This window comes from Streptomyces sp. 2-1 (assembly GCF_048564895.1).
Classification (GTDB): Bacteria; Actinomycetota; Actinomycetes; order Streptomycetales; family Streptomycetaceae; genus Streptomyces; species Streptomyces phaeochromogenes.
Genome location: NZ_CP183383.1, coordinates 4,636,158 through 4,661,344 on the forward strand (window position 1 = coordinate 4,636,158; position 25,187 = coordinate 4,661,344).

At 70.0% G+C, this 25,187-nt stretch carries 25 protein-coding genes; 13 read left to right on the plus strand and 12 right to left on the minus strand.

Annotated elements, in window-relative coordinates:
* Positions 1 to 28: 28 nt before the first annotated feature.
* From ACN20J_RS20235 to ACN20J_RS20250, 4 genes are all read right to left on the minus strand, one after another.
* Positions 29 to 907, minus strand: coding sequence for a hypothetical protein (locus ACN20J_RS20235; RefSeq protein WP_361922483.1), 879 nt, complete (start codon positions 905 to 907; stop codon positions 29 to 31).
* Between the two features lie 57 nt (positions 908 to 964).
* On the minus strand, positions 965 to 2,164 hold the full coding sequence (locus tag ACN20J_RS20240) for an ABC transporter permease (protein ID WP_419668916.1): 1,200 nt from the start codon (positions 2,162 to 2,164) through the stop codon (positions 965 to 967).
* Between the two features lie 68 nt (positions 2,165 to 2,232).
* Complete coding sequence (locus ACN20J_RS20245) at positions 2,233 to 2,934, minus strand: ABC transporter ATP-binding protein (RefSeq protein ID WP_361922486.1); 702 nt, start codon at positions 2,932 to 2,934, stop codon at positions 2,233 to 2,235.
* Positions 2,931 to 4,304, minus strand: coding sequence for a peptidoglycan-binding protein (locus ACN20J_RS20250; protein WP_419666475.1), 1,374 nt, complete (start codon positions 4,302 to 4,304; stop codon positions 2,931 to 2,933). The genes ACN20J_RS20245 and ACN20J_RS20250 overlap by 4 nt, the downstream gene beginning before the upstream one ends.
* Positions 4,305 to 4,553: 249 nt before the next feature.
* On the opposite strand from ACN20J_RS20250, the gene ACN20J_RS20255 reads away from it, so the two are divergent.
* The 4 genes from ACN20J_RS20255 to ACN20J_RS20270 are packed head-to-tail and all read left to right on the plus strand — an operon-like array spanning position 4,554 to position 7,286.
* The gene (locus ACN20J_RS20255; RefSeq protein WP_361922492.1) at positions 4,554 to 4,967 is read left to right on the plus strand and encodes a hypothetical protein; all 414 of its coding nucleotides are present in this window, start codon (positions 4,554 to 4,556) and stop codon (positions 4,965 to 4,967) included.
* A 15-nt stretch (positions 4,968 to 4,982) separates the two neighbouring features.
* Positions 4,983 to 5,924 carry a hypothetical protein gene (locus ACN20J_RS20260; RefSeq protein ID WP_361922495.1) on the plus strand — a complete coding sequence of 314 codons (942 nt, stop codon included), beginning with the start codon at positions 4,983 to 4,985 and terminating at the stop codon, positions 5,922 to 5,924.
* A 12-nt stretch (positions 5,925 to 5,936) separates the two neighbouring features.
* Positions 5,937 to 6,815, plus strand: a complete 879-nt coding sequence (locus tag ACN20J_RS20265) for a hypothetical protein (RefSeq protein ID WP_361922498.1) — start codon at positions 5,937 to 5,939, stop codon at positions 6,813 to 6,815.
* Between the two features lie 51 nt (positions 6,816 to 6,866).
* On the plus strand, positions 6,867 to 7,286 hold the full coding sequence (locus ACN20J_RS20270) for a peptidase inhibitor family I36 protein (RefSeq protein ID WP_361922501.1): 420 nt from the start codon (positions 6,867 to 6,869) through the stop codon (positions 7,284 to 7,286).
* Here ACN20J_RS20270 and ACN20J_RS20275 read toward each other — a convergent pair whose 3' ends face one another.
* On the minus strand, positions 7,287 to 8,324 hold the full coding sequence (locus ACN20J_RS20275; RefSeq protein WP_361993788.1) for a glycosyltransferase family 2 protein: 1,038 nt from the start codon (positions 8,322 to 8,324) through the stop codon (positions 7,287 to 7,289).
* Between the two features lie 214 nt (positions 8,325 to 8,538).
* Here ACN20J_RS20275 and ACN20J_RS20280 point away from each other — a divergent pair, with 214 nt between their 5' ends.
* The gene (locus ACN20J_RS20280) at positions 8,539 to 9,900 is read left to right on the plus strand and encodes an LCP family protein (RefSeq protein WP_190231114.1); all 1,362 of its coding nucleotides are present in this window, start codon (positions 8,539 to 8,541) and stop codon (positions 9,898 to 9,900) included.
* 64 nt (positions 9,901 to 9,964) lie between these two features.
* Here ACN20J_RS20280 and ACN20J_RS20285 read toward each other — a convergent pair whose 3' ends face one another.
* On the minus strand, positions 9,965 to 10,513 hold the full coding sequence (locus ACN20J_RS20285; RefSeq protein ID WP_055616228.1) for an acyl-CoA thioesterase: 549 nt from the start codon (positions 10,511 to 10,513) through the stop codon (positions 9,965 to 9,967).
* 119 nt (positions 10,514 to 10,632) lie between these two features.
* On the opposite strand from ACN20J_RS20285, the gene ACN20J_RS20290 reads away from it, so the two are divergent.
* A complete protein-coding gene (locus ACN20J_RS20290) occupies positions 10,633 to 11,898 on the plus strand; it encodes an LCP family protein (RefSeq protein WP_189845031.1) in 1,266 nt (421 codons plus the stop codon).
* 81 nt (positions 11,899 to 11,979) lie between these two features.
* On the opposite strand, the gene ACN20J_RS20295 is transcribed toward ACN20J_RS20290, so the two are convergent.
* Positions 11,980 to 13,137: an acyl-CoA dehydrogenase family protein gene (locus ACN20J_RS20295; protein ID WP_189845033.1), complete on the minus strand. Its 1,158-nt coding sequence runs from the start codon at positions 13,135 to 13,137 to the stop codon at positions 11,980 to 11,982.
* Positions 13,138 to 13,360: 223 nt separating this feature from the next.
* On the opposite strand from ACN20J_RS20295, the gene ACN20J_RS20300 reads away from it, so the two are divergent.
* The 6 genes from ACN20J_RS20300 to ACN20J_RS20325 all read left to right on the plus strand — a co-directional run bounded on the left by ACN20J_RS20300 (position 13,361) and on the right by ACN20J_RS20325 (position 19,547).
* Entirely contained in the window at positions 13,361 to 14,704 is a 1,344-nt protein-coding gene (locus tag ACN20J_RS20300) for a UDP-glucose dehydrogenase family protein (protein ID WP_189845034.1), read from the plus strand.
* A 289-nt stretch (positions 14,705 to 14,993) separates the two neighbouring features.
* Positions 14,994 to 15,644 carry a hypothetical protein gene (locus ACN20J_RS20305; RefSeq protein ID WP_189845035.1) on the plus strand — a complete coding sequence of 217 codons (651 nt, stop codon included), beginning with the start codon at positions 14,994 to 14,996 and terminating at the stop codon, positions 15,642 to 15,644.
* Positions 15,641 to 16,984, plus strand: coding sequence for a copper resistance CopC/CopD family protein (locus tag ACN20J_RS20310; RefSeq protein WP_419666476.1), 1,344 nt, complete (start codon positions 15,641 to 15,643; stop codon positions 16,982 to 16,984). The genes ACN20J_RS20305 and ACN20J_RS20310 overlap by 4 nt, the downstream gene beginning before the upstream one ends.
* A gap of 49 nt (positions 16,985 to 17,033) precedes the next feature.
* On the plus strand, positions 17,034 to 18,101 hold the full coding sequence (locus tag ACN20J_RS20315; protein WP_419666477.1) for a cupredoxin domain-containing protein: 1,068 nt from the start codon (positions 17,034 to 17,036) through the stop codon (positions 18,099 to 18,101).
* 151 nt (positions 18,102 to 18,252) lie between these two features.
* Positions 18,253 to 18,741, plus strand: a complete 489-nt coding sequence (locus ACN20J_RS20320) for a hypothetical protein (RefSeq protein ID WP_419666478.1) — start codon at positions 18,253 to 18,255, stop codon at positions 18,739 to 18,741.
* Positions 18,738 to 19,547, plus strand: a complete 810-nt coding sequence (locus ACN20J_RS20325) for a cupredoxin domain-containing protein (RefSeq protein WP_419666479.1) — start codon at positions 18,738 to 18,740, stop codon at positions 19,545 to 19,547. The genes ACN20J_RS20320 and ACN20J_RS20325 overlap by 4 nt, the downstream gene beginning before the upstream one ends.
* Before the next feature lie 48 nt (positions 19,548 to 19,595).
* Here ACN20J_RS20325 and ACN20J_RS20330 read toward each other — a convergent pair whose 3' ends face one another.
* From ACN20J_RS20330 to ACN20J_RS20340, 3 genes are all read right to left on the minus strand, one after another.
* Entirely contained in the window at positions 19,596 to 20,096 is a 501-nt protein-coding gene (locus tag ACN20J_RS20330; protein ID WP_361993767.1) for a CGNR zinc finger domain-containing protein, read from the minus strand.
* A gap of 108 nt (positions 20,097 to 20,204) precedes the next feature.
* Positions 20,205 to 21,185 carry a hypothetical protein gene (locus ACN20J_RS20335; protein WP_419666480.1) on the minus strand — a complete coding sequence of 327 codons (981 nt, stop codon included), beginning with the start codon at positions 21,183 to 21,185 and terminating at the stop codon, positions 20,205 to 20,207.
* 7 nt (positions 21,186 to 21,192) lie between these two features.
* Positions 21,193 to 21,618, minus strand: a complete 426-nt coding sequence (locus tag ACN20J_RS20340; RefSeq protein ID WP_189845041.1) for a peptidase inhibitor family I36 protein — start codon at positions 21,616 to 21,618, stop codon at positions 21,193 to 21,195.
* A 246-nt stretch (positions 21,619 to 21,864) separates the two neighbouring features.
* On the opposite strand from ACN20J_RS20340, the gene ACN20J_RS20345 reads away from it, so the two are divergent.
* Positions 21,865 to 22,230, plus strand: coding sequence for a VOC family protein (locus tag ACN20J_RS20345; RefSeq protein ID WP_419666481.1), 366 nt, complete (start codon positions 21,865 to 21,867; stop codon positions 22,228 to 22,230).
* A gap of 212 nt (positions 22,231 to 22,442) precedes the next feature.
* On the opposite strand, the gene ACN20J_RS20350 is transcribed toward ACN20J_RS20345, so the two are convergent.
* On the minus strand, positions 22,443 to 23,627 hold the full coding sequence (locus ACN20J_RS20350; RefSeq protein ID WP_189845043.1) for a dipeptidase: 1,185 nt from the start codon (positions 23,625 to 23,627) through the stop codon (positions 22,443 to 22,445).
* A 255-nt stretch (positions 23,628 to 23,882) separates the two neighbouring features.
* Positions 23,883 to 25,157, minus strand: coding sequence for an RNA polymerase sigma factor (locus ACN20J_RS20355; RefSeq protein ID WP_419666482.1), 1,275 nt, complete (start codon positions 25,155 to 25,157; stop codon positions 23,883 to 23,885).
* Positions 25,158 to 25,187 lie beyond the last annotated feature (30 nt).

The following is a 25,187-nucleotide window of genomic DNA, read 5'->3' on the forward strand; positions in this document are numbered from 1 at the left end:
TGGGAGGTGGTCGGGCAGCGGCGGCGGTTCACCGGGATTCGCCCAGCTCGGCTGCGGCCCGCTTGAGCTGGTCCGTCTTGTGCCGCTTGATCCGGGCGAGTTCCTCGGCCTTCTTCTCGATCTCCGTCCGCTGCCACGTGGACTCGACGTCGAACCAGGTGCGTACGAGTCCGGTCTTCTTCTTGCATTCGACGTCCGCTCGGGCCGTCGAAATCTCGGTGGGGTTTGTCTTCTCGGTCCCGAACTCCGGGTCGTCGATGGCGTCCATGGGCGAGGCGTAGCGGTAGCCCTTGGCCGCCATGCACGAGGACCACGTGCGGAAGCCCGCTACGACGCGCGAGTCCTTCTGGCTGCGCACGAAGCTCTCCAAGTTCAGTTCGCGCGCGATCTTGTCGGGGCCGAACTCCTCCTCCGTGCCCGCCAGCCGGCGCTTGGCCTCTCCGATGCACCCACCGTCCGGGTTGAGGGAACCGTCCGCGAGCGGCTTGCCGGCGAGTGTGATGCGGCCCGCCTCGCCCAGGGACTTGGTGTTCGACTCACCGGCCTTCGGGGTCGGGAAGTGGTAGCCGTACAGCGCCGCCGTATGGGAGTTGGCGACGCCGTAACGGCGGTCCATGACCCCGATGTCGGGAGACTGGGTGTCGTCCGGGCGGTAGTCGAAGCCCGAGCGCTTCATGCAGCGCTGGGCCAGGCTGCTCATCGCGCGTGTCATCAGGCCGAGTTCGGACTCCGAGAAGATGTAGCCCTCGATGGGCAGGGCTAGATCTCCCGTGAGGCTGGACGACCTGGGCGCGATGGAACTGTCCGGCTGCTCCGGTACCGCCGCCTCGTCGCCGTCACCGGAGCTCGAGCAGCCCGAGAGGAACAGGGCTCCAGCGAGCAGGGCTGTCACTGTCGTCTTTCGCACGTCTCTTCCTTGGTAACCGTGAGGGCTGGGAGCTGAACGACCCTGGAGTGGTGCGCCTCAGCGGCGCAGCGCCTCTGCGGGTTGGATGCGGCTGGCGCGCCAGGCGGGGTAGAGCCCCGCGAGGACCCCGGTGACCAGACCGATCGCCGGGGCGGCGACGACGGTCGCCGGGTGGATGACCGGTGTCCAGTCGCGGACGACCGCCATGCCGACCACGGTGACCGTGCCGAGGCTCGTGCCGATCAGCCCGCCGAGCGCGCCCAGCGCACCCGACTCGGCCAGAAACTGCACCGTGATGTGGCGGCCGCGGGCGCCGAGCGCCCTGCGCAGGCCGATCTCACCGGTGCGTTCGAGCACGGCCACCAAGGTGGTGTTGGCAATGCCGACCGCACCGATCACCAGACAGATGCCGGCCAGCAACATGAAGAGCTCGTCCAGGTCGGACGTGACGTTGCCGCGCAGGGTTCTGGGGTCGGGCGGCGGTACGACCTTGAAGTACTCGGGGTGTGCGGGGTCGAGTGCCAGCGCTGCTTCCGAGGCGATCTGCCGGGCGGCCCCCAGGTCGGTCGCGATGAGCATCTTGGCCCGCTCGCCGCTCTCCGGGCTTCCCCAGATCCGCTCGGCGGCGGTCCGCGGCACCACCACCGACAGCAGCAGGTCCGCCTTGCGCTCGACGTCCTCGACGATGCCGATGACGGTGAACGCCTGGTCTCCCACAAAGACCGCCGGCGCGGTCTCGAGTGTGGTGATGCCCAGCCGTGCGGCCAGGCCCGAACCGATCACGGCCACGTTCTCGCCCCGCCGGTCGTGGTACGCGTCGAACGTCCGCCCCTGAGCGAGGACCGGCCCGGCCGCGGCGAGAACGCCGGGGGACGCCGCGACGACCTGAGTTCGTTCCCCCTCGTCGCCGGTTCCAGGAGGCGCGGCCGAGACGACATCCCCCGGACCCAGTCGCACCGGCCAGTACACGCCCGCCTGGCGCACCCCGTTGAGTCTTCCGATACGGCGGTCCGCGTCGGCCGGGAAGGCGTTGTCGAGAAACTCGGGCTGAGCGCCGCCGGTGTCCTCAACAGTGACCTCGGTGGCGGTCAGCTCATTAAAGCGAGAGTCGATCTGCGAGGACGTAGTGGCGGTGAGACCGAGGACCGCGACGAAGGTCCCGACGCCCAGGACAGTGCCGAGCGCTGTGAGCGCGGACCGTGCGGGCCGCTGGAGGATGCCCGCCGCGGACTCGGACAACAGGTCGCGCGAGCTCAGCCGGGACCGGTCGGCCCGGTCCGTACGGGTGCGGCTCGCACGCTTCGCACGGCCGGGTATCGGGACCTTCACGTGGCGGTCACCTGCTCGCTGAGCATGCCGTCCCGGATGGCGACGGTGCGCTGTCCGCGGGCCGCCACCTCCGGGTCGTGCGTGATCACCACGAGGGTCATCCCGTCACTGTGGAGTTCGTCCAGGAGCAGCAGGATCGACTCGGCTGTCACGGTGTCGAGGTTTCCCGTCGGCTCGTCGCACAGCAGCAGCGATGGGCGGGCAACCAGCGCGCGAGCGATGGCGACACGCTGCCGCTCGCCACCCGACAGCCGGGTGGGCAACGCGTCGGTGCGGTGACCGAGGCCGACTCGCTCCAGCGCCTCACGGGCCCGCTGCTCGCGGCCGCGGCGCGCGCTGGTGTTGTAGACCATGGCCAGCATCACGTTCTCGACGGCCGAACGGTGCGGCAGCAGATGGAAGCTCTGGAAGACGAACCCGATCCGCCGGCCACGCAGCCCGGTGCGGTCCGCGTCGGAGAGCGTTCCGGTATCGATGCCGTCAAGGAAGTAGCTGCCCTCGGTGGGCCCGTCGAGCAGCCCCGCGATGTTGAGGAAGGTGGACTTGCCAGAGCCGGAGGGGCCGACAACCGTGACGTACTCGCCCTGTCCGATGGCCAGTTCACACGCATTGAGCGCCTGGACCGGAGGTGGACCGGGATAGGTGAGACCTACACCCCGGAACTCGACGACCGGTGGTGTGGTGGTGTCGGCGCTCACCGCGAGACACCCACGACTACCTTGTCGCCCTCCACGAGCCGAGCACCCTTGACGGGGGTGATCTCGGTATAGCCGTCTCCGGAGGTGCCGGGCCTGACCTCGATCCGCCGCCGCTCACCGGAGCGCTCCAGGACGGTGACAGTGGTGCGGGAGTCGGCGCCCGCGGAGAGGGCGGACACCGGGACGACGAGTACCTTCTCGCCCGACGAGGCAGCCTCGATGGTGAGCCGCACGTCCTGGCCCGCGAGGCGGGCGGGAAGCGCGGATTTCGGCTTGACCACGACCGTGTATCCCTGGCCGCCCGGGTCGGCAGCCATGTCCTTGTCGTCAGTCTCGGAGGCGGCCGGGGTGTCGGCCACCGAGGAGACCGTGCCGCTCACTTCGTCTCCGTACACCTCGGAGAGCACCTCGACCCGCTGACCGGGCCGTACCAGATCCTTCTCCTGCGCGCCGAGCGATCCCTTGATCACCAGCTGGCCCGCGGAGACGGTCGCGAGCTTCTCGCCGACCTCACCGCCGACCTTGGCGGTCATGGCGTCGACTCGGGCAGGGAATCCAGAGAGGAAGACCACCTCGGAGGCAGGCACCATGGGGCCCGCCACCTCCTCCGCCTTGCTGAGCCGCGTCCTGGCCTCGGCCAGGTCCTCGCGGGCGTAACGGATGGCGGTGGCGTCATTTTCCGGGACCTTTTCCGCTTTGTCCGCGTCGCCGTTGATCAGCTCGTCGAGCTGGCGCTGGGCCTGCTTCACCTGACCCCGGGCGGCGCTGACCGGATCACCGCCCTCACCCTCCCCGCCTCCTCCGGCGGCCACGACCTCGTAGCCGATGGCGGCGTAGAGCGCGGCGACGGCCTGCTTGGTGCCGGGACCGAAGGTGCCGGGCGCGTCGGTGCCGGTGGAGTGGCCCAGCGTCCGCAGGGCCTCCTGGAGCTGGCGCACGTCGTTGCCGTGAGTGCCCGGCTTGAGGTCCCGGTACACGGGCAGCTTCCCGGGCAGCGCGAAGACGGGCCGGCCCGATATCTCGACCAGGACGCGGCCTGCCTTGAACGTCTGGCCGGATCGCACCATCACCTTGGTGACGACGGGCGTGGTGGCGTCCGCGAGGGCCGAGCCGGCCGGCGCGATGTCGACGGTCTGCGAGGCGGAGACGGCACCGCGGGTGACGACGGTGTCCGACAGGACGCGCCGCTCGACGGGAGCGGTGAGGATGTCGGGGGCCGGAGGACCGGCGTCGGCCGCGGCCTGGGCGGGCGACTTCACGAACGTCGAGGTCCATACGGCGGCACCGGCGAGCACCACGGCGCCCGCCGCCAGCGCAGCCACGGCCCGCTTGCGCCGTGACAGCCCAGAGCTCTCCTGTGAGTTCGACATCGGTCCCCCCAACCCGGTCGCGACATTTGGGGCCCCGGCCCCATGCCGCCATGTCCGCGTCAGAGACGATCATCGCGACTGCGCTGCTGTCAAGCGACTTCCGGCACAGAAGGTTACTGGGTATTAACTTTCAGCCACCATGATCGACTTTTGGTCAACTAGATCTTCACAACCACCCCACAGGGTGCAACTCATGTCAGGATCCTCTGCGGTTCGGGAGTCCGAACGTTTGTCCAAGGGGGAATTTCCATGCGTATCGCGGCAAAGATCGCCGGTGTCCTGTTCGCGGCCGGCGCGGTGGTGGCCACGGCCGCCCCGGCCCAGGCCTACTCGTTCGACAACTACAAGGACGGGAAGTGCGTGGCTGAAGAGCTGTGCATGTACTACCACTCCACGTCCTACTCGTCGTCGTCCTTCATGGACTACTACGACGAGGAGCCGACCCACCACAACGACACCTTCTTGGCGTCGGGTCCCGGCCAGGGCCAGGTAGTCGGCAACAACGCGTCATCCGCGAAGTGCTCGGCCACGCGCTACAACTACGCGATCTTCTTCAACTCGGACTTCAAGGGCGAGCGGTACAACACCACCTGCGACGGTGTGCGCCGCAACACCCCGGGCTGGCTGCAGAACAACAACGCGTCCAGCTACGAGCCGTACTAGGCCGAGGAAGGGCACGTGGTGCGCACCACCAGGATCGGCCTGGCGCTGATCTGCGCCGCTGTCGCGCTCAGCGGCTGTTCCTCATCCGAGTCGGGCTCGGGCGACCGGGCCCGGTCGGAGGAGGCCCCGCCGGTCGACTTCAAGAATCCGCCCAAGGTCTCGGCCACTCCGTCCATGAGCAGTTCCCGCAGTCTGGAACTGCCGTTGGAGGCCTACACCTGGACGGACGAGGAGGAACGGACCCGGCGTCAGGGTGAGGACCTCCTCGCCGCCGACTGCATGCGCGGCTTCGGCTTCGACCTGGAGCCGCGCCCGGTGTACCGGGGGGACAAGGCACTGCGGGACGCGAACCGCTACGGCGCCACCGACCCGGACACGGCCTCGCGTTTCGGCTACCGGATCGACCCGGCGGCCCGTGGTCCCAAGCCGCCGGAGGAGGACTACTCTCCCGCGGAGTCCTTGGCGCTCTTCGGTCCCCAGGACGGGCAGGGCGAGCGGAAGACGGCCGACGGCAAGTCCATTCCCAAGGGCGGCTGTTGGGGCAAGGCGCTTCGCGACCTCGCGGCCAAGGGGCCCAAAGTGCATCCGGACAAGGAGGAATTCGCCTCCCAGCTGGCCATCTACACCTTCCAGGAGTCCCAGAAGGACTCCCGGGTCGAGCAGGTATTCGCCCAGTGGTCCGACTGCATGAAGAAGAAGGGCTACGACTACAAGGCGCCGATGGAGCCGGTCGAGGACCGGACACTCCAGGCCGCCAAGGCCGCCACCTCGCGCGAGATCCAAGTAGCCGAGGCCGACGTCGCGTGCAAGCGCGCACACAACGTCATCGGCGTCTGGTACAGCGTCGAAGTCGCCTACCAGAACCGGGCGATCGAAAAGAACCAGCAGGAGCTGGACACGCTCAAGGAACGCAAGGAAGCGATCCTCGGGGCCGCCGCAAAGGCCTCTGCCGACTGATCAGGAGTTGCCTTGAGGACCGTCCACGTCGGCGCCGCTCTTCTCCTGTCCGTAGCGCTGCTGACATCCTGCTCGCCCTCGGAGTCCTCCGGCGGCGAGCAGGCGGCCGACAGCGAGGAGAGAGCGGGGAAGCCCACGGCCGTAACCACGATCTCCCTTCCCCTGGACCCGTATCAGGTCTCCGACAGTGACTTCGGCAAGGCCTCCCGCGCACTCGCAGTTCTCACCGACCAGTGCATGGAGCAACAGGGATTCGACTACGAGGCCCCCGAACAGCAAAGCGCTTCCGCCACTCCGACGGGGCATGAACGGCGTTACGGAATAACCGACTTGGGGGCCGCCAGGAAATACGGCTATCACCTCGGCGGCGCCCCGACACCACAGCAGCAGCCCCGGGAATCCAAGCGGTACGAGCGCGCCCTCGCCGGCACGGGAAAACCGAGGGGTTCTTCCGGGGAGTTCGACGACGGCTGCACGGGCGAGGCACACAAGGAGCTGGAAGCAGGAATCGATATGGAAGCGGTCGACCTGCCCCAGTGGTACAAGCGCGATTCCTTCCAGCGTTCGATGCGGGATTCCCGGGTCACGACCGCTTTCCGGGAATGGTCCGGGTGCATGGCCGGAAAGGGACACCGTTTCTCCTCCCCGTTGGATCCGCCAGGTAGCCGGAAGGTCATGGGCCGGAAGGTGACGGCGTACGAGCGCTCGGTGGCAGTCGCCGACATCGAGTGCAAGGGGAGAACAGGGCTGGTCGTGACCTGGCGCGATGTGGAGAGCGCCCTGCAAAAGGCCACCGTCACCTCTCGTGCCAAGGAACTCGAGAAAGCGCGCACCGAGACCGCGAAACTGGTGCGCCGCGCCGACAAGATCCTCGCCTCCGAGGACGGATGACCGTCACGGCGGCGTGTGAATGACCGACAGAACACCAACGAGGGGAATTTCATGAACAAGTGGGCCACGCTCGCGACCACCGGCGCCGCAGCTCTGGCATCGGTATTCGCCTTCTCCGGCAGCGCGTCCGCCGCCAACGGATCCTGCGCCGTCCAGGAGGTGTGTTTCTACTACAACTCCAACACCTCGGGCTCGATGATCGACTACGAGGGCGACCAGTACACCCACCACGACGACTACTTCATCTCGTCCGGCAGTGGCCAGAACCAGGTGGTCGGAAACAACGCGGCGTCCATCTTCTGCAACATGGGACCGCTCTTCACCTGTGAGACGTACTACAACTCCGGCTACTCCGGAGACTCGTTCAAGACCCTCGGCGGCAAGCGCGTGAACCTGCCGTCCTGGCTGAAGAACAACAATGCCTCCAGCAAGTCCTACTACTCGGGCGGCTGCAGCGGCCCCGGCTGCTGATCAGGCCGAGTCGGCGCTCGAGTGCACTGCCGGGCGCCGACTCGCGATGACCTTCCTGGCCAGCGACTTCGGGCTGGTCAGAAAGCCGATGCCCCACGACATGTGCATGGTGGCGAGGGCGACCGGAATCCACAGCCGCGCCTTCGGCGGCAGCCCCTTGCCCGCCGGCAGGGAGCCGAGGGCGATCGCCGCGAGGTAGCCGCCGGGGACCAGGAAGCCCCAGGGGGTCACCGCCGCACCCACCACGAGCCCGGCGACGATCGCGCAGACCGCGGCCGGCGGGGCCAGGTAGCGCAGGTTGATCGAGCCCGAGTGGTAACGGGCGACCACATGACGCCAACGCCCGTAGTCCTTGTACTGCTTGGCCAGGGCCTGCATCGAGGGACGCGGGCGGTAGGAGACCCGCAGCTCGGGCGAGAACCAGATCAGTCCGCCCGCCTCGCGGATCCGGAAGTTCAGCTCCCAGTCCTGGGCGCGGATGAACTCCTCGTTGTAGCCGCCCTGTTGCTCCAGGGCCTCACGGCGGAAGACACCGAGATACACGGTGTCGGCCGGTGCGGCCTCGCCGCCCGTGTGGAAGGCCGCGTTGCCCACGCCGATCTTCGACGTCATCGCCGCGGCGACCGCGTGCTCCCAGTCGTTCTCGCCCTCGGCGTGCATGATGCCGCCGACGTTCTGCGCGCCGGTCTCCTCCAGGAGGCGGACGGCGGTCGCGATGTAGTTCGGCGAGAGGATGCCGTGCCCGTCGACGCGTACCACGATCGGGTGGCGGGACGCCTTGATCGCGGCGTTCAGCGCGGCGGGAGTGCGACCGGTCGGGTTCGGCACCGTGTGCACACGGGGGTCTTCTCGTACGAGCTCGGCGGCGATCTCGTCCGTACGGTCCGTCGAGGGACCGATGGCGATCACGACCTCCATCTCGCCCCCGTACTCCTGGGCGAGGATCGCTTGGACGGCTCCGCGCAGATGCCGTTCCTCGTTGAGGACGGGCATGATCACGGAGACGGCGGGGAGCTGCACGTCGGGCTTGGCGTTCATCGCGGATTACGTTACCGCGAATGGGGGACACGGACGCGCGCCGCCCGGTCCCTGCGCCGGGCCGCAGATCGTATGGGCCTACGGTGCTCACGGACCCCCACACCCGGCCGACGCGGAGGTGTCCGCCTTGCCCACGCCTCCCCGCTCCCCCGCCCGCCCGCAGCGGCAGCGCCCAGCGCGGCCTCCCGTACGGCGCAGGCAGCCTCGCTGGGCCATGCGGGTGACCACCTCGGTGTCCGTGACGGTGCTCGCGGCGGCCGGCATCGGGCACGCGCTGCTCACCGGTCTCGGCTCCGACATCGACCGGATCGACCCCTTCAAGGACATGAAGAACCGGCCCGCGCACGGCCACGGCATGAACGTCCTGCTCGTCGGCACCGACGGCCGCGACCGGATCACCCCGGAGGAGAAGGAGAAGTACCGGCTCGGCGGCGCCCCCTGCCACTGCACCGACACGATCATGATCGTGCACCTCTCCGAGGACCGGAGGCGGGCCAGCATCGTGAGCCTGCCGCGCGACTCGTACGCCGAGACGCCCGCCCACATCGACCGCACCACCGGCCATCGGCACCAGCCGCACCCGGTCAAGCTGAACGCCGCGTACGCGGAGGGCGGGCCGCAGCTGACCGTGCGGACCGTGGAGAACATGACCCATGTGAAGATCGACCACTATCTGGAGGTCGACTTCACCAGCTTCATCAAGACCGTGGACGTGCTCGGCGGGGTCCGGATCTGCACGGTAAAGCCGCTCAAGGACACCTACACCGGGCTCGACCTGCCGACCGGCGTGCACGACCTGAACGGCGGGCAGGCCCTGCAGTACGTGCGCTCGCGGCACATCGACGGGGCCTCGGACCTCGGCCGGATGCAGCGCCAGCAGCGCTTCCTGGCCGCGCTGATCGAGCGGGCCACCTCGTCCGGGGTGCTGCTCAACCCGATCAAGTTCCGGGAGGTGACCGGGGCCGTGCTCGGCTCGGTGCGCGCCGACAAGGGCCTCGGCTCGGACGAACTCATCGACCTGGGGCGGGCGATGCGGACCTTCTCACCGTCCTCCTCGGAGTTCACGACGGTCCCGATCGGGAAGATGGGGTACGCCGTCAAGGGCATCGGCTCGACCCTGAAGTGGGACGAGCAGAAGGCGGACCGGCTCTTCGGCACCCTGCGCGACGACAAGCCGCTCGCCCCGCACCGGGTCCGCTCCAAGGCGCTGCGCGTCGATGTGGCCCCGCAGCAGATCCGGGTCCAGGTCGAGAACGGCACCATGACCGCCGGCCTCGGCCGCCGCGTCGACAGCGGCCTGTCGGCCACCGGCTTCCGTACGACCCGGGCTCCCGTGAACGCCCCCGACCGCTCGATCCGGCGCACGATCGTCCAGTACGACCCCCGCTGGGACCGCTCCGCGAAATCCCTCGCCACGGCCCTGCCCGGCAGCGAGCTGCGCCCCGTGAACGGCCAGGGCCCCCTGATGAAGGTGATCGCCGGCTCGGACTTCAAGGAGGTCCACAAGGTCCGGGCGGAGGACCCGACCCAGGGCGAATTCAAAACGGTGACGGGCGACCAGGTGGTCTGCCCGTAGCCAAGCAATCCAATGCCAAGCAATCCAATGAGGGGTTCGCCACCGAATGTGTTGCGGAGGGGCCCTAGTCGTCGAGCCCCTCAGAAGCCCGCTTCTCCCGCAGCTCCACGATCGCCCGCCGCCGGGCGAGCCGATGCGTACGACGGATCTGCGCCTCCTGATTGCGGCGCCGGTCCCGCTCGCTCTCCGCCAGCACCGGAGGTACCCGCCGGGGCTTCCCATCGGCGTCCACCGCGGCGAAGACCAGGTAGGCCGAGCCGACCTGCTGAGGCGGCGTGGACTCGTTCCAACGCTCGGCGAGAACGCGGACGCCGACCTCCATCGACGTACGACCCGTCCAGTTCACCTGTGCCTTCACATGCACGAGGTCGCCTACGCGTACGGGTTCCAGGAAGGCCATCTCGTCCATGGAGGCGGTCACGGCGGGCCCGCCGGAGTGCCGCCCGGCCACCGCGCCGGCCGCGTCGTCGACCAGTTTCATGATCACGCCACCGTGCACCGTGCCCAGAAGGTTGGTGTCGTTGTGCGTCATGATGTGGCTGAGGGTGGTTCGGGACGCCGAAGTCGGCTTGCCCGGAATATCGGATTCCGGGGTACGGGCCTGGTCTGTCATGCCGACCACCTTATGCCGGGCACTCGCAAGGGTTGCTTTGCATCAGCTCTGCAACAGCCCTGGTGCGATTTTCCGAAGACCCTTGTATGGCACACAGTGGGACCCTGCACACTGGGCCCATGAGCGATTGGCCCCAGGGACACAACGGCGGCGACCGGCACGGCCGCGGCAGCACAGGCGCCGAGCCCGAGGGCGCCCGTGTGATGCGACAGGTGCAGCGCGGCTCGGGGGCCGGTCCACGCCCCTCGGCGCCGTCGCGCGGAGTCCCGCCCCAGCCGACGTACACGGACGGCTACGGCGAGGACGCCTACGACGGTTACAACACCGGACAGGTCTACGGCTCGCCGGGCGGCGGCGGTCCGCAGGAGCCTCCGGGCGGCCGTGGACGGGGTCCGCGGCCCGCGCCGAACTGGCGCAAGCGGATCAAGTGGACCGCGATCACGGTGGTCACCGTGCTGGTCGTGGTCTCCGTGGGTACGTACTTCTGGGCCGACTCGAAGCTCAAGCGCGAGGTCGACCTGTCTAAGGTGATCGACCGGCCCGACGGCGGCGAGGGCACGAACTACCTGATCGTCGGCTCCGACAGCCGCGAGGGCATGTCCGCCGAGGAGAAGAAGAAGCTCCACACCGGCTCCGCCGAGGGCAAGCGCACGGACTCGATGATGATCCTGCACGTCGGCGACAACGGGAACACGATGATCTCGCTGCCGCGCGACTCGAACGTGACGATCCCCACGTTCAAGGGCTCCGAGTCCGGCAAGACCTTCCCGGGCACCGGCCGTCAGGTGAAGCTCAACGCGGCGTACGCGGAGGACGGGCCCGAGCTGCTCGTGCGGACCGTCGAGGCCAACACCGGTCTGCGCATCGACCACTACGCGGAGATCGGCTTCGGCGGCTTCGCGAAGATCGTCGACGCGGTGGGCGGTGTCGAGATGGACATCCCCAAGGCCTTCAAGGACGACAAGTCCGGCGCCGACTTCAAGGCGGGCAAGCAGACCCTGAACGGCGAGCAGGCCCTGGCCTTCGTCCGTACGCGGTACGCGTTCGCCAACAGCGACCTGGACCGTACGAAGAACCAGCAGAAGTTCCTCGCGGCCCTGGCGAGCCAGACGGCGACGCCGTCCACGATCCTCAACCCCTTCAAGCTCTACCCGACCATGGGCGCCGGCCTCGACACCCTCACCGTCGACAAGGACATGTCCCTCTGGAACCTCGCCTCGATGTTCTGGGCGATGAAGGGCATCACCGGCGGTGAAGGCAAGTCGATGAACATGCCGATCTCCGGCAACTCGGCCAACGGCAACCTCCAGTGGGACACCGCCAAGGTCAAGACCCTGGTGAACCAGCTGAAGAACGACGAGAAGGTGACGGTGTCGGGGAACTGACCCGGTCCCGAGCCGTACCGCGGCGAGACGCGAAGGCCCCCGGCATGACGCCGGGGGCCTTCGACGTACGGCGGCGGGGCGTTACGGCAGGTTGCGCGCCATCACGATGCGCTGGACCTGGTTCGTGCCCTCGTAGATCTGGGTGATCTTGGCGTCGCGCATCATGCGCTCGACCGGGTAGTCGCGGGTGTAGCCGTAGCCGCCGAGGAGCTGGACGGCGTCCGTGGTGACCTCCATGGCGACGTCCGAGGCGAAGCACTTGGCCGCCGCGCCCTGGAAGGTGAGGTCGCTGTCGCCGCGCTCGGACTTCGCCGCGGCCTGGTACGTCAGGGCGCGGGCGGCCTCGATCTTCATGGCCATGTCGGCGAGCATGAACTGGATGCCCTGGAAGTCGGCGATCGCCTTGCCGAACTGCTTGCGCTCCCGGACGTAGCCCTTGGCGTAGTCGAGGGCGCCCTGGGCGATGCCGAGGGCCTGGGCGGCGATCGTGATGCGGGTGTGGTCCAGGGTCCTCATCGCGGTGGCGAAGCCCGTGCCCTCCTCGCCGATCATGCGGTCGGCCGGGATGCGAACGTTGTCGAGGTAGACCTCGCGCGTCGGGCTGCCCTTGATGCCGAGCTTCTTCTCCGGGGCGCCGAAGGAGACACCCTCGTCCGACTTCTCGACGACGAAGGCCGAGATGCCCTTGGAGCGCTTCGTGGGATCGGTCACGGCCATCACCGTGTAGTACTCCGACTCGCCCGCGTTGGTGATCCAGCGCTTCACGCCGTTCAGGACGTAGAAGTCGCCGTCGCGGACCGCCTTGGTCTTCATGCCCGCCGCGTCCGAGCCCGCGTCCGGCTCGGAGAGGCAGTACGAGAACATGCCGTCGCCCTTGGCCAGCGGGCCCAGGTACTTCTTCTTCAGGTCCTCGGAGCCGGAGAGGATCACCGGGAGCGAGCCCAGCTTGTTCACCGCGGGGATCAGGGAGGAGCTGGCACAGACCCGCGCCACCTCCTCGATCACGATGACCGTGGCCAGCGCGTCCGCGCCCGCACCGCCGTACGACTCCGGTACGTGCACGGCGTGCAGGTCGGAGGAGACCAGGGCGTCCAGCGCCTCCCGGGGGAACCGGGCTTCCTCGTCCACCACGGCGGCGTACGGCGCGATCTTCGCCTCGGCCAGTGAGCGGATCGCGTCACGGAGCATGCCGTGCTCCTCGGACGGGCGGTACAGGTCGAAATCAGCCGATCCGGCCAAGGTCTCTCACGCTCCAAAGACGCTGTGATGCTGACGCTAATTACCGTTAAGTAACTCAAATTTTAGGGGCCCGCCCACGGGAGTGATACGTGAGCTTGGCGACAAGAGGGAAACTGCCCGGTGAAGCACTCGAACAAGCCCCGACTATGCTCGGTCAGCGCACTCGAGACGCGCTGCGGGCGCACATCTGACGGATACCTGACGGACACCTACTGGAGCATCCATGGCCCTCAAGATCACCGTGATCGGCACCGGCTACCTCGGCGCCACGCACGCCGCGGCCATGGCCGAGCTCGGGTTCGAGGTGCTGGGACTCGACGTCGTACCCGAGAAGATCGAGATGCTCCAGCGGGGCGAGGTCCCGATGTACGAGCCGGGTCTCGAAGAGCTGCTGGCCAAGCACGTCGCCGGTATCGAGGGGTCCAGCGGGCGGCTGCGGTTCACCATGGACTGGGCCGAGGTCGCGGCGTTCGGCGACATCCACTTCGTCTGCGTGAACACCCCGCAGAAGCACGGCGAGTACGCGTGCGACATGTCGTACGTCGACGCCGCCTTCGCCTCGCTCGCGCCCCACCTCACGGGCCCCGCCCTCGTCGTCGGCAAGTCCACCGTGCCCGTGGGGTCGGCCGAGCGGCTGGGCCGCACGCTGGTCGAGCTCGCCCCCGCCGGCGAGGAAGTGGAGCTGGCCTGGAACCCCGAGTTCCTGCGCGAGGGCCTCGCCGTCCAGGACACCCTGCACCCCGACCGCATCGTGGTCGGCGTCCGCAGCGAGCGCTCCGAGAAGCTGCTGCGCGAGGTGTACGCCACGCCGTTGGGCGAGGGCGCGCCCTTCGTGGTGACCGACTTCCCGACCGCCGAGCTGGTGAAGACCGCCGCGAACTCCTTCCTCGCCACCAAGATCTCCTTCATCAACGCGATGGCCGAGGTCTGCGAGGCCGCCGGCGGCGACGTCGTGAAGCTCGCCGAGGCGATCGGCTACGACGACCGGATCGGAAAGAAGTTCCTGCGCGCGGGCATCGGCTTCGGCGGCGGCTGCCTCCCCAAGGACATTCGCGCGTTCATGGCACGCGCCGGTGAACTGGGCGCCGACCAGGCACTCACTTTCCTGCGCGAGATCGACTCCATCAATATGCGGCGCCGCGGTCAGATGGTGGAGATGACCCGTGAGGCACTGGGCGGCGGATCGTTCCTCGGGAAGCGGATCGCGGTGCTCGGCGCGACGTTCAAGCCGGATTCGGACGACGTCCGGGATTCGCCCGCGCTGAACGTCGCGGGACAGATTCATCTGCAGGGCGGCCAGGTCACGGTCTACGACCCCAAGGGCATGGACAACGCCCGACGCCTCTTTCCGACACTGGCGTACGCGGAGACGGCCGCGGAGGCCGTACGCGGCGCCCACGCCGTCCTGCACCTCACCGAGTGGAGCGAGTTCCGCGAGCTGGACCCGGCGGCGCTCGGCGAGTCCGTGACGGACCGCGTCGTACTGGACGGCCGCAACGCGCTCGATCCCGCCGTGTGGCGGGCCGCGGGCTGGACGTACCGGGCGATGGGGCGACCGGCCGCCTGAGTCGGCGCTGCGGCTTATTGTTCGCCGGGCGCAGCCCTGCACTTCTTCTCTCCAATTGGTTCGAATCGCATTCGAGCGATGTGGTGGAATTGCCGTGCCCCGCACGCCAGTTCTTCACAGTCGCAATGCGCGGAATGACGTCGTTGTAGCCCGTTCTCACAGCAGGGGCACCCCTGGATGAGAGGCAGGCAACAGGCGATTAACCAACGCGTAGCCGCGCGGAATTCGGCTCCCACTCCACTGGTCCGCATTCACCGATCTGAATGACCGGACCATGCCAGGAGTGATCATGCCCCTGTTCAACAGGGCGGATTGGCCGAGGGATCACCGCGACGAGGTGGTCGCGGGCGCGCTCGTGGGCGCCGTGCTGATCGTGCTCGGTTACGCCTCGGGGATCGGCGCCCCGCCGTCGTCGGGGCCGGCACAGGCCGCCGTGCCGCCCACGTCACCGCCCGCGGCGACGGCACCGCCCAGTACGACTCCGGCGCCGGGCGAGGACGCGCCGGAGGGAGCCGCGCCCGTGCCCCAAGTCCCGGTCGGAGCGGGCGAGTTGCCGATCGGCACCGGTGTCGTACCGATCGGGGGCAGCGGCCATGCCGGGCACGGGACCGGAACCGGCAGCGGGAGCGGCACGGGGAGCGGGGAGTCCGGTGCCGGCGGCCATGACGGTCACGGCGGGCAGGGCACGACGCCGACTCCCACCCCCACGCCCTCCCCCTCCGGCTCCGCGGGCGAGGAGCCCCCGGCCGACGACTCCTGCGACGACGGCGACGTACACCTCGTACAGCCCCTGCTCACCGGGATCGCCGGGCTCACGGGCCAGGCCCTCGACCTCGTGGGCGGCGCGGAACCGACCCCCGGGCCGACACCCTCCCTCTGCGTCGGAGTCGCCACGCCGGGCCTCCTCTCGGCCCCGGACGACGCGGAGGCCACCCCGTGACGTCCCGACCCCGACTCCTCGCTCCCCTCCTCGTCCTCCTCACCGCCCTCCTGTACGTCCTCGCCGGCGCGGCGCCCGCCTCCGCCCACACCGAGCTGGTCCGATCGACTCCCAAGGACGGCACGGAACTCGGCAAGGCTCCCGCCCACCTCACCCTCACCTTCGACGAGCCCGTCGAGCTGTCCGACGTACGCGTGATGACGCTCGACGGCGACCGGCTCCCCGTCTCCCGCGCCCCGCGAGGTGGCGACGACACCGTGCAGGCCGCGCTCCCCGAGGTGGCTCCGAAGACCGGTGAACTCGCTCTCACCTGGTCCGTCATCGACGAGGAGGACGGGCACGCGTCCTCCGGCCGGCTGACGTTCGGCTTCGGTACGGCAGCGGGGCCCGCCGCAGCCCAGGACCGCGGCGCCGAGGCCGCACCCGCGCCCTCCCCCTCGGTGCGGCACGGCCTCGTCGCCGCTCGCTGGGCCGGCTATCTCTCGCTGGCCCTGTTCATCGGCGGCATCGCGTTCGTCGCGCTGCTCTGGCCGCGCGGGGCGGGTGAGCCGCGGGCCCGGGCGATGCTCGCCCTCGTCTGGGCCTGCGGGCTGCTCTCGACGGTCGTGGCGCTCGGACTGCAGGGCGCGTACGCCGAGTTGGGCGGAATCCGCGACGCGCTGTCGGCGTCGGTGTACGCGAATGTGCTCACCACCGGGCCGGGCCTCGCGCTCGCCGCCCGCGGGCTGCTGTGGGTGCTCGCCGCGGTGGTGCTGAGCGCGCTGCTCCAGGGCGGCGGCCGTACGGCACGCTCGCCCGGCTGGCGGGTGGGTGCCCTCGCCGTGTCGCTCGGGCTGCTGCGCGCGACCGGGATGACTGGCCACAACTCCGAGGGCACGCAGCCGACTTGGGGCGCGCTGGCCGACCTGGTGCATCTGCTCGGGGCGAGTCTGTGGATCGGCGGTCTGGCCATGCTCGCGGTGGCCGTGCTGCCGCGCCGGGACCCCGACGAGCTGGCGCTGGTCGTGCCCGGCTACTCGAAGCTCGCGGGCGCGTCGGTGGCAGCGATCGCCGTGGCCGGGCTGGTGCTGGCCTGGCAGGTCGTGGGCTCGTACGACGCCCTGCTGCACACCTCCTACGGGCAGTTGCTGCTGGTCAAGACCGGTGTGCTGGCCCTCGTTCTGTTCGCCGCGTGGCGCAGCCGTCAGTGGGTGCGTACGCGTCTGGAACTCGCCGTGCTGCTGCGCGGCGAGGCCGCCACCGTGCGGCCCTTCGGTTACTCGGTCGCGGCGGAGACGGGGCTCGTCCTCGTCGTGCTCGCCGTGACGAGTCTCCTGGTCACGGCCGACCCCGGCCGCTGACCTCCCCTGAAAACCCCGAAATCCCCTCACAGACAAGGGAGTTGCGTTTATGCGCAGTAAAGACACCGGCGAACGGCGCCGCCGGGCGCCCGCCGGGAACCGCGCCCTGCTGGTCGCCGGACTCGGCGCCGCCTTCGCGGCGGTGCTCAGCCTGGGGCTGCTTCAGGCGACGGCCGGTTCGGCGTCGACGACCGACACGGCGGCGGGCGCGGCTCAGGCGCCCGCAGCCGCGGCGGCCGAGGCCCGGCCCGCGGCAGCCGCCGCTGCCGACCACCAGGTCGACATCATGGGCAACAAGTTCGGCGACGGGAAGCAGCTGGTCGTCAAGGTCGGCGAGACCGTCCAGTGGACCAACCACGACACGGCCCCGCACACCGTCACCACCACCAAGGGCCCGAAGAAGTTCGACTCGGGCACCCTCGAGAAGGGCGACTCCTGGTCGTACACCTTCACCACGGCGGGGACGTACGAGTACTACTGCGCGGTGCACCCGGACATGGTGGCGTCCGTGAAGGTCGTCGCGGACGACAGCGGGTCCACGGGTGGGTCCACCGGCGGGTCCACCGGTGGTTCCGGGAGCGGCGGTACGTCCGGCGGCTCCACGGGCGGCTCCTCCGGCGGTACGTCGGGGGGCTCGACCGGGGGCTCCGGCACGGGCGGTACCAGCGGGGGTGACACCGGTGGCACGTCCGGAGGCAGCTCCGGCGGAACCAGCGGTGGCAGCACCGGTGGCAGCACGGGCGGTGGGGACGGCGGCGACGAGCAGTGCGCCAGCGTCCAGGACGTACTGCTGCCGATCCTGCAGCACCTCAACGCCGCGCACCTGGAGCGTTCGCCGGGTGAGCAGGTGCAGGACGCCCTGGCCCTCGACTCGTACATCAAGATGCACACCGTCTGGGTCGAGAGCATCCTCACGCCCGCCACGGAAGGCGGGGGCGCGGTCGTCGACGACACCCTCGGGGTGCTGCTCCAGCACGTCAACTCGGCACATCTGGAGGAGTCGCTCGGCCAGCAGATCACCGATCTGCTCAACGTCGACAGCTACGTGAAGATGCACACGGTCTGGGCCGAGCACCTGCTCGCCCCCACGACGGGCTATCTGACCAGCAACTGCTGACCCCGGCGGCACCGCCGATCCCGGCGGACCGCTGATCCATGCGGTACCGCCGCCACAGGAGGACGCCGGGCCGGCCGAGGCTCAGTCGGCCGGCCCGGCGTCCGGCGTTCATTCTCCCCCCGCTCTGTTTCTCCTCGGAAGGAGAACCAGGATGACGACCGTCACCCTGCCCACCGTCTCCCCACCGCCCGGCCGGTACGCCGTCGCACCCGGCCGCTCCTTCGCCGAACTCACCGCCTACTACGGCCCGTTGGCGACCCTGCGGCGCCGCGTCACCCTGACCGGGGCATCGCTCACGGTCCCGATCCCGGAATCGGAGTCCATGTCCGATTCCGAAGGCGCGCGGCCGGTGTTCCGCTTCGACCTCGCCGGCACGATGAAGGCCTCCCTGGTCTCCGAGCACGTGGAACCCCTGGCCGACGGGCGGCACCTGCAACTGCTCGCCGACCTCGACGTACGGGGTGTCGCGTTCCCGGTCCTGCTGCGTCTGCGCGTGGTGAGGTGCGCCGAGGGCCGGCTGCTGGTGGTGGGCTCGACCCGGCTCTCGTACCGGCTGCTCCGGCGCGCGACCGGCTTCCGGCTGCCGTGGTCCCGCCCGGCGACCCGGCTGCGGCTGCTGCTCGCCGCGGAGTTCGCGTGAGCGCGGGGTGGCGGGGGCGGCACGTGCCGCCGGGGCCCGCCACGTTCGCCGTACGCTCCCCGCTCTCCGTACTCTCAGCACTCTCCGTACTCGTCCTGCTGGTACCGCTGTTGCTGCTGTGGGCGGCGCCCGGGCCCGCATCGGCGGCCACCTACCGGGTGGCGATGAAGGGGTACGCGTTCGGGCCCGGGACTCTCACCGTCCCGGTGGGCTCCACGGTGACCTGGACCAACCAGGACACGGCCCCGCACGACGTGAAGACCACCTCCGGCCCGGCCTCCGTCCACTCTCCGATGCTGCAGAAGGGGCAGAGCTGGAGCTTCACGTTCACGACGGCCGGGTCGTACGGGTACTACTGCACCGTGCACCCGGACATGACGGCCCGGATCGTGGTCCAGGCGGCACCGACTCCCGCGGCTCCGACCCATACGCACACGGGATCGGACGATCACGGGTCCGGGACGGGAGCCGGGACTGGGGCCGGAACAGGCACCGGGTCCGGGTCAGGGACCGGGACCGGGCACCACACGGCTCCGACGACTTCGGCGGCCTCTGCGGCTGGGCGTTCCAAGGCGCCGACTGCCACCAAGTCCCCCTCCGCACCGCCCACTTCGGCCCCGGCGGCCGCGGCGGCTCCTTCGGCAGCAGGTCCGGCGGCGACCCCGCAGGCCATGGAACCGACCGCCTCCGCCCGCCCCCTCGACGGCCTGCTCGTCCTGGCGGGTGTGGTGGCGGGAGTGGCCGTGCTGTGCCTGCTGCTGGTGGGTTCGCGCTCGGCGGCGAGGGAGGGCCGGGACTCTCCGTAGCCGGAGAGTCCGGGCCGGAGAGTCCGGAGAGTCCGGAGAGTCCGGAGGCTACTTGGCTCGGTAGCGGCGCATCTTCGCCCGTGCCCCGCAGACGGACATCGAGCACCAACGGCCGCGCCCCGCCGGACTGCGGTCGTAGTACGCCCAGTGGCAGTCCGGCGCCTCGCAGGCCTTGAGACGGAGCCAGGTGCCGGCGGTGAGGGACTCGGCGACGGCCGCGGCGACCCGGGAGGTGAGGGCGGCCGGGTCTGCCGGCCGGAGGCTCGCGGAGCCGTCCGCCGCAGAGACGGTGACGACGAGCGGGGCCGAAGCGAGCAGCTCGTCGAGGGGGCGTACCTCCCGGTGTCCCGGATGCCCCGCGTGCGCGAGACAGACGGCCCGCAGCGACTCACGCAGCTCCCGCGCGGCCTCCACATCGGCCGTCGCCAGGCCCAGCCCGGCGCGCCCCTCCACCGTGTCCAGGGCGTCGGTACCCGTCTCGATGTCCAGGGTGTTCACCAGGGACTGGAGCAGGGCCAGCCCGCCGGGTGCGGGCGCGCGGTCGTTCATACCGGCGACGTTACCTCCGGTGGCAGCCATACGGTAACCGCGGCCGGTGACTGCCGGCGACCGGCCACCGGCGGCCGTCGCAGCTCAGCCGCTCAGCCGGTCAGCCGGTCAGCCGGACTTCTTGACGACCGCCTCCGCGTTGCGCAGTCGCGTCGCGTTGTCGGCACGCTGTGCCGCCGTCGCCGACGCCTCCTTCTTGATCATCCCGCGCTGGATGGAGGCCTCCGCACGGCTCCAGACGGCGACGAGGTCCACCGACTCCTTGCACTTCACGTCCGCGGTCGCGAGCGCGGTCTCGGCCTTCGGCGCGGCGGGTACGTTCAGATCGGCGGACCCGATGCTCTTGAGCGGGTCGGCGAAGTCGTGCCCGGCCTTCTTCATGCACGAGGACCACTTGGCGAAGACCGCCTTCACGGCCGGGGTGCTCATGGACGAGCTGAACGACTCGGTGTTGATCCGGCTCACCACCCCGGCCTCGGAGCGCAGGTCGTCCCGGCCCAGCAGTTTCCGCTCGGCCTCCTGCGCGCAGCCGCCGGGCGGCACCGCCTTGCCGCGGACCCGCTTCACCGGGGCGTCGTACCCGGCGGCGAGGCGGGACTCACCGGTGTCGCCGTCGAGCAGCTGTCCGGCGGTCAGGGCCGCCATCTCCTCCTTGGAGGGGGTCGCGGCTCCGGACTCCGCCGCGACCGAGCTGTCCGTGGGCAGCAGGTGATAGCCGTACCGCTGTGCGGCGCGGAGATCGATGACCCCGTACCTGCGGTCCTGGCGGGGAATCGTGGGGGTCGGGGCGCTCCAGGAGAATCCGTACCGCTTCATGCAGGCGGTGACGAGGACCTGCTTCGCCTCGGCGACCTTCGCGTACTGCGAGGGGCTCAACTGGTAGTCGTACACGGGGAGATCGAGGCGTCGCGGGGTGAAGCCGAGCGACTCGACAGAGGCCGGGGCCTGAGCCTCGGCCTCCGCCTTCGCGGAGCCGGAGGGCTCCGAGTCGCCCGGCGTCCCACTGGTCGAGCAGCCGCTGAGCAGTCCCGCGGCGAGGGCGGACATCAGCACCACGGAGTACGTGGCCCGCGGGAGTGGTCGTCTCATCGGGTCGTCAGCACGCCTTCACGGAGGCGTTCTCGTTGTACGTGGAGACGAGCTGGCGGTAGCCGCTGTCGCCGATGTAGTCGCTGGCACCGGCGTAGTTGCTGTTGAAGTACACGCGCCAGCAGTTGCTGCCCGGGTTGGCGGCGCTGGCCGCGTTGTTCTTGACGCCCTGGCCCTGGCCGGCGCTGTTGGGCGTGCCGATGTGGCCGAAGATCCACGGGTCCAGGTCGGCGACGTTGCGCGTGAACGCGGCGAACGAGCCCTCCTGGTTGGAGTTGTAGTACAGACACAGCGAGTTGTAGACGGAACCCGTGGCCTGGGCGCAGAGGTTGTACCCCGCGATGCCCGCCTGCGCCGTACCGGTGGAGAGCCCCATCATGGCGACGGTGGCAGCGCCCGTCATCGCCAGCACGCCGAGCCGCGACTTCATCATGAACAGTCCCCCAGAGACGAGATGCGAAGGAAAACGAAGGATCAGTGAAAGCTGAGGGGGCATCAGTGATCAAACCCCCGCCGGAAAGTTACCCGAGAGGTACATGTGACGTCCATCGAGATTGTCACCGCCGGAACACTCACCGCACCCCCACCCTTGCGTCGTTACCTCCATTGGGGCAGCATGCGGTAACGGTTACCGATTGATCGCCTGTGAAGGTAACGAGTAACGACCGAGGAGGAAGTCATGGCTGTCGCCGAACTGGGCACCGTCGTTCTGGACTGTCCCGACCCCCGCACACTCGCTTCGTTCTACGCCGAGGTGCTGGGCGGCACCGTCGAGACCGAGGGGGAGGCCGACTGGGTCGACCTGCGGCTGCCCGACGGACGGGCGCTGGCGTTCCAGGCAGCCCCCGGCCACGTACCGCCGAAGTGGCCCGCACCCGACGGCTCCCAGCAGTTCCATCTGGACCTGACGGTCGAGGACCTGGACGCGGCGGAGAAGGAGGTCCTGGCGCTGGGCGCGACCGTGCTCGAAGCGGCGGATCGGGGGCGGGGGTGGCGGGTGTACGCGGATCCGGCCGGGCACCCGTTCTGCCTCTGCGCCTGCTGAGGCGAAGCGGGGGCCGAGGCGGGCGCTTTTGGGGACCGAGGCGGGTGCTTTGAGGGGCCACGGCTGGCACTTTTGGGGGCCGCGGCCGGTGCTTTCAGGGGCGCGGGGAACTGCGCACTCAGCCCCCGCCCACCCGCACCGGCATCCGCACACCCGCACCCGCACCCGCACCCGCACCCGCCAGCCAACCGCCAACCGCCAACCGCCGGAGGCTACCCGTCCATCTCGGCGATCTTCGCCGTGGACGGCTCGCGGCGGTTGCGGGCCGCGCGAGCCGTGAAGTCCGCGGTGCGCAGGACGCGTTGGACGTTGCCCCAGGTGAGCAGGGCGAGATCGGACTCCGACCAGCCGCGGCCGAGGAGTTCGGCGATGAGGCGCGGATACCCCGACGCGTCGGACAGGTCCTGGGGATGCGCGGCCCCGGAGTCGTACGTCCCCGAGAGGCCGACGCACTCCGGCCCCGCGAGCGCGCGTACGTGGTCGAGGTGGTCCGCGACGTCCCGTACCGACGGACCCGTCTGCTCGGAGGTGAGCGGCACGAGGCACAGGCCCTTGGTCATGCCGAGCTCGACGAGGACGTCGTCGGGGAGGTTCGCCGGGTGGAGGCGCAGGGCCCGGGCGGCGGAGCGGGTGAAGACGACCGGGGACTTGGAGATGGTGAGGGCACGGCTGACGGTCGCGTCGGAGGCTCCGGACAGGTCGACGAGTACGCCGATGCGGTTCGTCTCGCGTACGACCTCCTCACCGAACCTGGTCAGCCCGTTCTCGCCGGCCCAGGACGCGCCGGAGAGGGTGAGGACGCGCAGGCCGAGGGAGTGCAGCGCGCGGAGGATGCCCAGCGAGTCGTCCAGCGCGGCGGCGCCCGCGGGGCCGAGCAGCACGGCGACCCGCCCGCAGTTCCTGGCATCCGTGACCTGCGCCGCGCTGTGCGCCATCCGCAGGCCCTCCGGGTGCGCCTCCACCACGGTCCTCACCAGGTCGAGCTGCTCCAGCGTGGCCCCGACAGCCCGCTCGCCGACAAGACCGTCGGGCAGATGCAGCGACCAGAACAACGCCCCCACGTGCCCTTCCCTCAGCCGGGGCACATCCGTGTCTATCGTGCTCTCGCCGAGCTCCAGGTCGTACCAGGGCAGGTGCCGCAGCGCCCACGGCAGACCGCTGTAGCCGTCGGCGACGGGGTGGGCGGCGAGCAGGGCGTGCGCGCGGACGAGAGGGTCCTCGGCCGCGTCCCCCTCGCCCGCCTCGGGTCCGGCATCGACCGCGAGACCCCGCTCGTCCTCAAGAGCACCCGGCTCGAACTCGAACTCGGCATCGGCCTCGACATCGGCCACGACATCGGGGCGATCCAGCTCGCCGACCTCGGTGGTTGCGTGCAGTTCGTCCTGCAGATCTGCCATGACGACGCTCCCGGGTCCGGTGGTGGCGACAGGTATCCCCACCGTGGCACGGGGGCGGAACGGGGTCTCGGTGAGTACGCCGTTCGAGCGACGGCAACCCCCGCCCCGCAAGGGGCGCGGGGCCGTGACATTTTGCGGCTCCGCCGCGTGGGCACACCCGGCCCCCACCCACCCGCAGCCTCCAAACCCCACGCCCAGTGAAGCGATCCCTCGGAGCCAACAGGGGAAGCCAACAGGCGATGCGAACCGGCGGAGCTACCCACACTCCTCCGCCCGCCCCAACAAAAGCCCCCGCTCCCTCTCGTTCCGCGTCAACGAAGCCGCCCTCTCGAACTCCCCCCGCGCCTCCCCCACCCTCCCGAGCCGCACCAGCAGATCCCCCCGCACGCTGGGCAGCAAGTAATAGCCCCGCAGGGCCGGTTCGTCGACGAGCGCGTCCACGATGGCGAGCCCGGCCTCGGGGCCCTCGGCCATGGACACGGCGACGGCCCGGTTCAGCTCGACGACCGGAGAGGGAGTCCGGACGGCGAGCAGCCCGTACAGCGTGGCGATCCGCGCCCAGTCGGTCTCCTCGTACGAATAGGCGTGGGCGTGGCACGCGGCGATGGCGGCCTGCAGCACGTACGGCCCGGGCCCGCCCCCCGTGGACACGGCCTCCGCACGGGCGAGGGCGGCGAACCCTCGGCGGATGAGGAGCCGGTTCCACCGGGAGCGCTGCTGGTCCTTCAGGAGTACGGGCTCGCCCGACGGCCCGGTGCGCGCGGCGGACCGGGACGCCTGGATCTCCAACAGGGCGGCCAGCCCGTGCACTTCGGGTTCCTTGGGCATCAACTCGGCGAGCACACGGGCGAGTCGGAGGGCGTCCTCGCAGAGGGCGGGGCGCAGCAGGTCGTCGCCCGCGGTGGCGGCGTACCCCTCGTTGAAGATCAGGTAGATGACTTCGAGTACGGACCCGAGCCGGGCCTCGCGCTCGGGCCCGTACGGCACCTCGAAGGCGACGGCCTTCACGGCGAGCGTCCGCTTGGCGCGCACGATGCGCTGGGCGACGGTCGCCTCCGGGACGAGGTAGGCGCGGGCGATCTCGAGGGTGGTCAGCCCGCCGAGCAGCCGCAGGGTGAGGGCGATCCGGGCCTCGGCGGACAGCACGGGATGGCACGCGGTGAAGACGAGTCGCAGCAGGTCGTCGTCGATGTCGTCGGGATCGGCCGGCTCGTCGATGTGCCCGTGTGGGGCGGACGTCTCCAGGTCCCGCCCCATCTCCACGAGCTTGCGCGCGTACCGCTCACGCCGCCGTACGAGATCGATCGCCCGGTGCTTGGCCGTGGCCATCAGCCAGGCCCCGGGATTGCCGGGCACCCCTTCCCGGGGCCACTGCTCCAACGCGGCGACCAGCGCGTCCTGCGCCAGCTCCTCCGCGATCCCGACGTCCCGCACGATGCGCGCGACCCCGGCGATGATGCGGGGCGACTCGATACGGAAGACGGTCTCGATGGCGTGGGCGGGGGCGTCCGCCGATGGCTCTGGTGTCACGCTCCACCATCAGACACCCCCGGAGCCGTA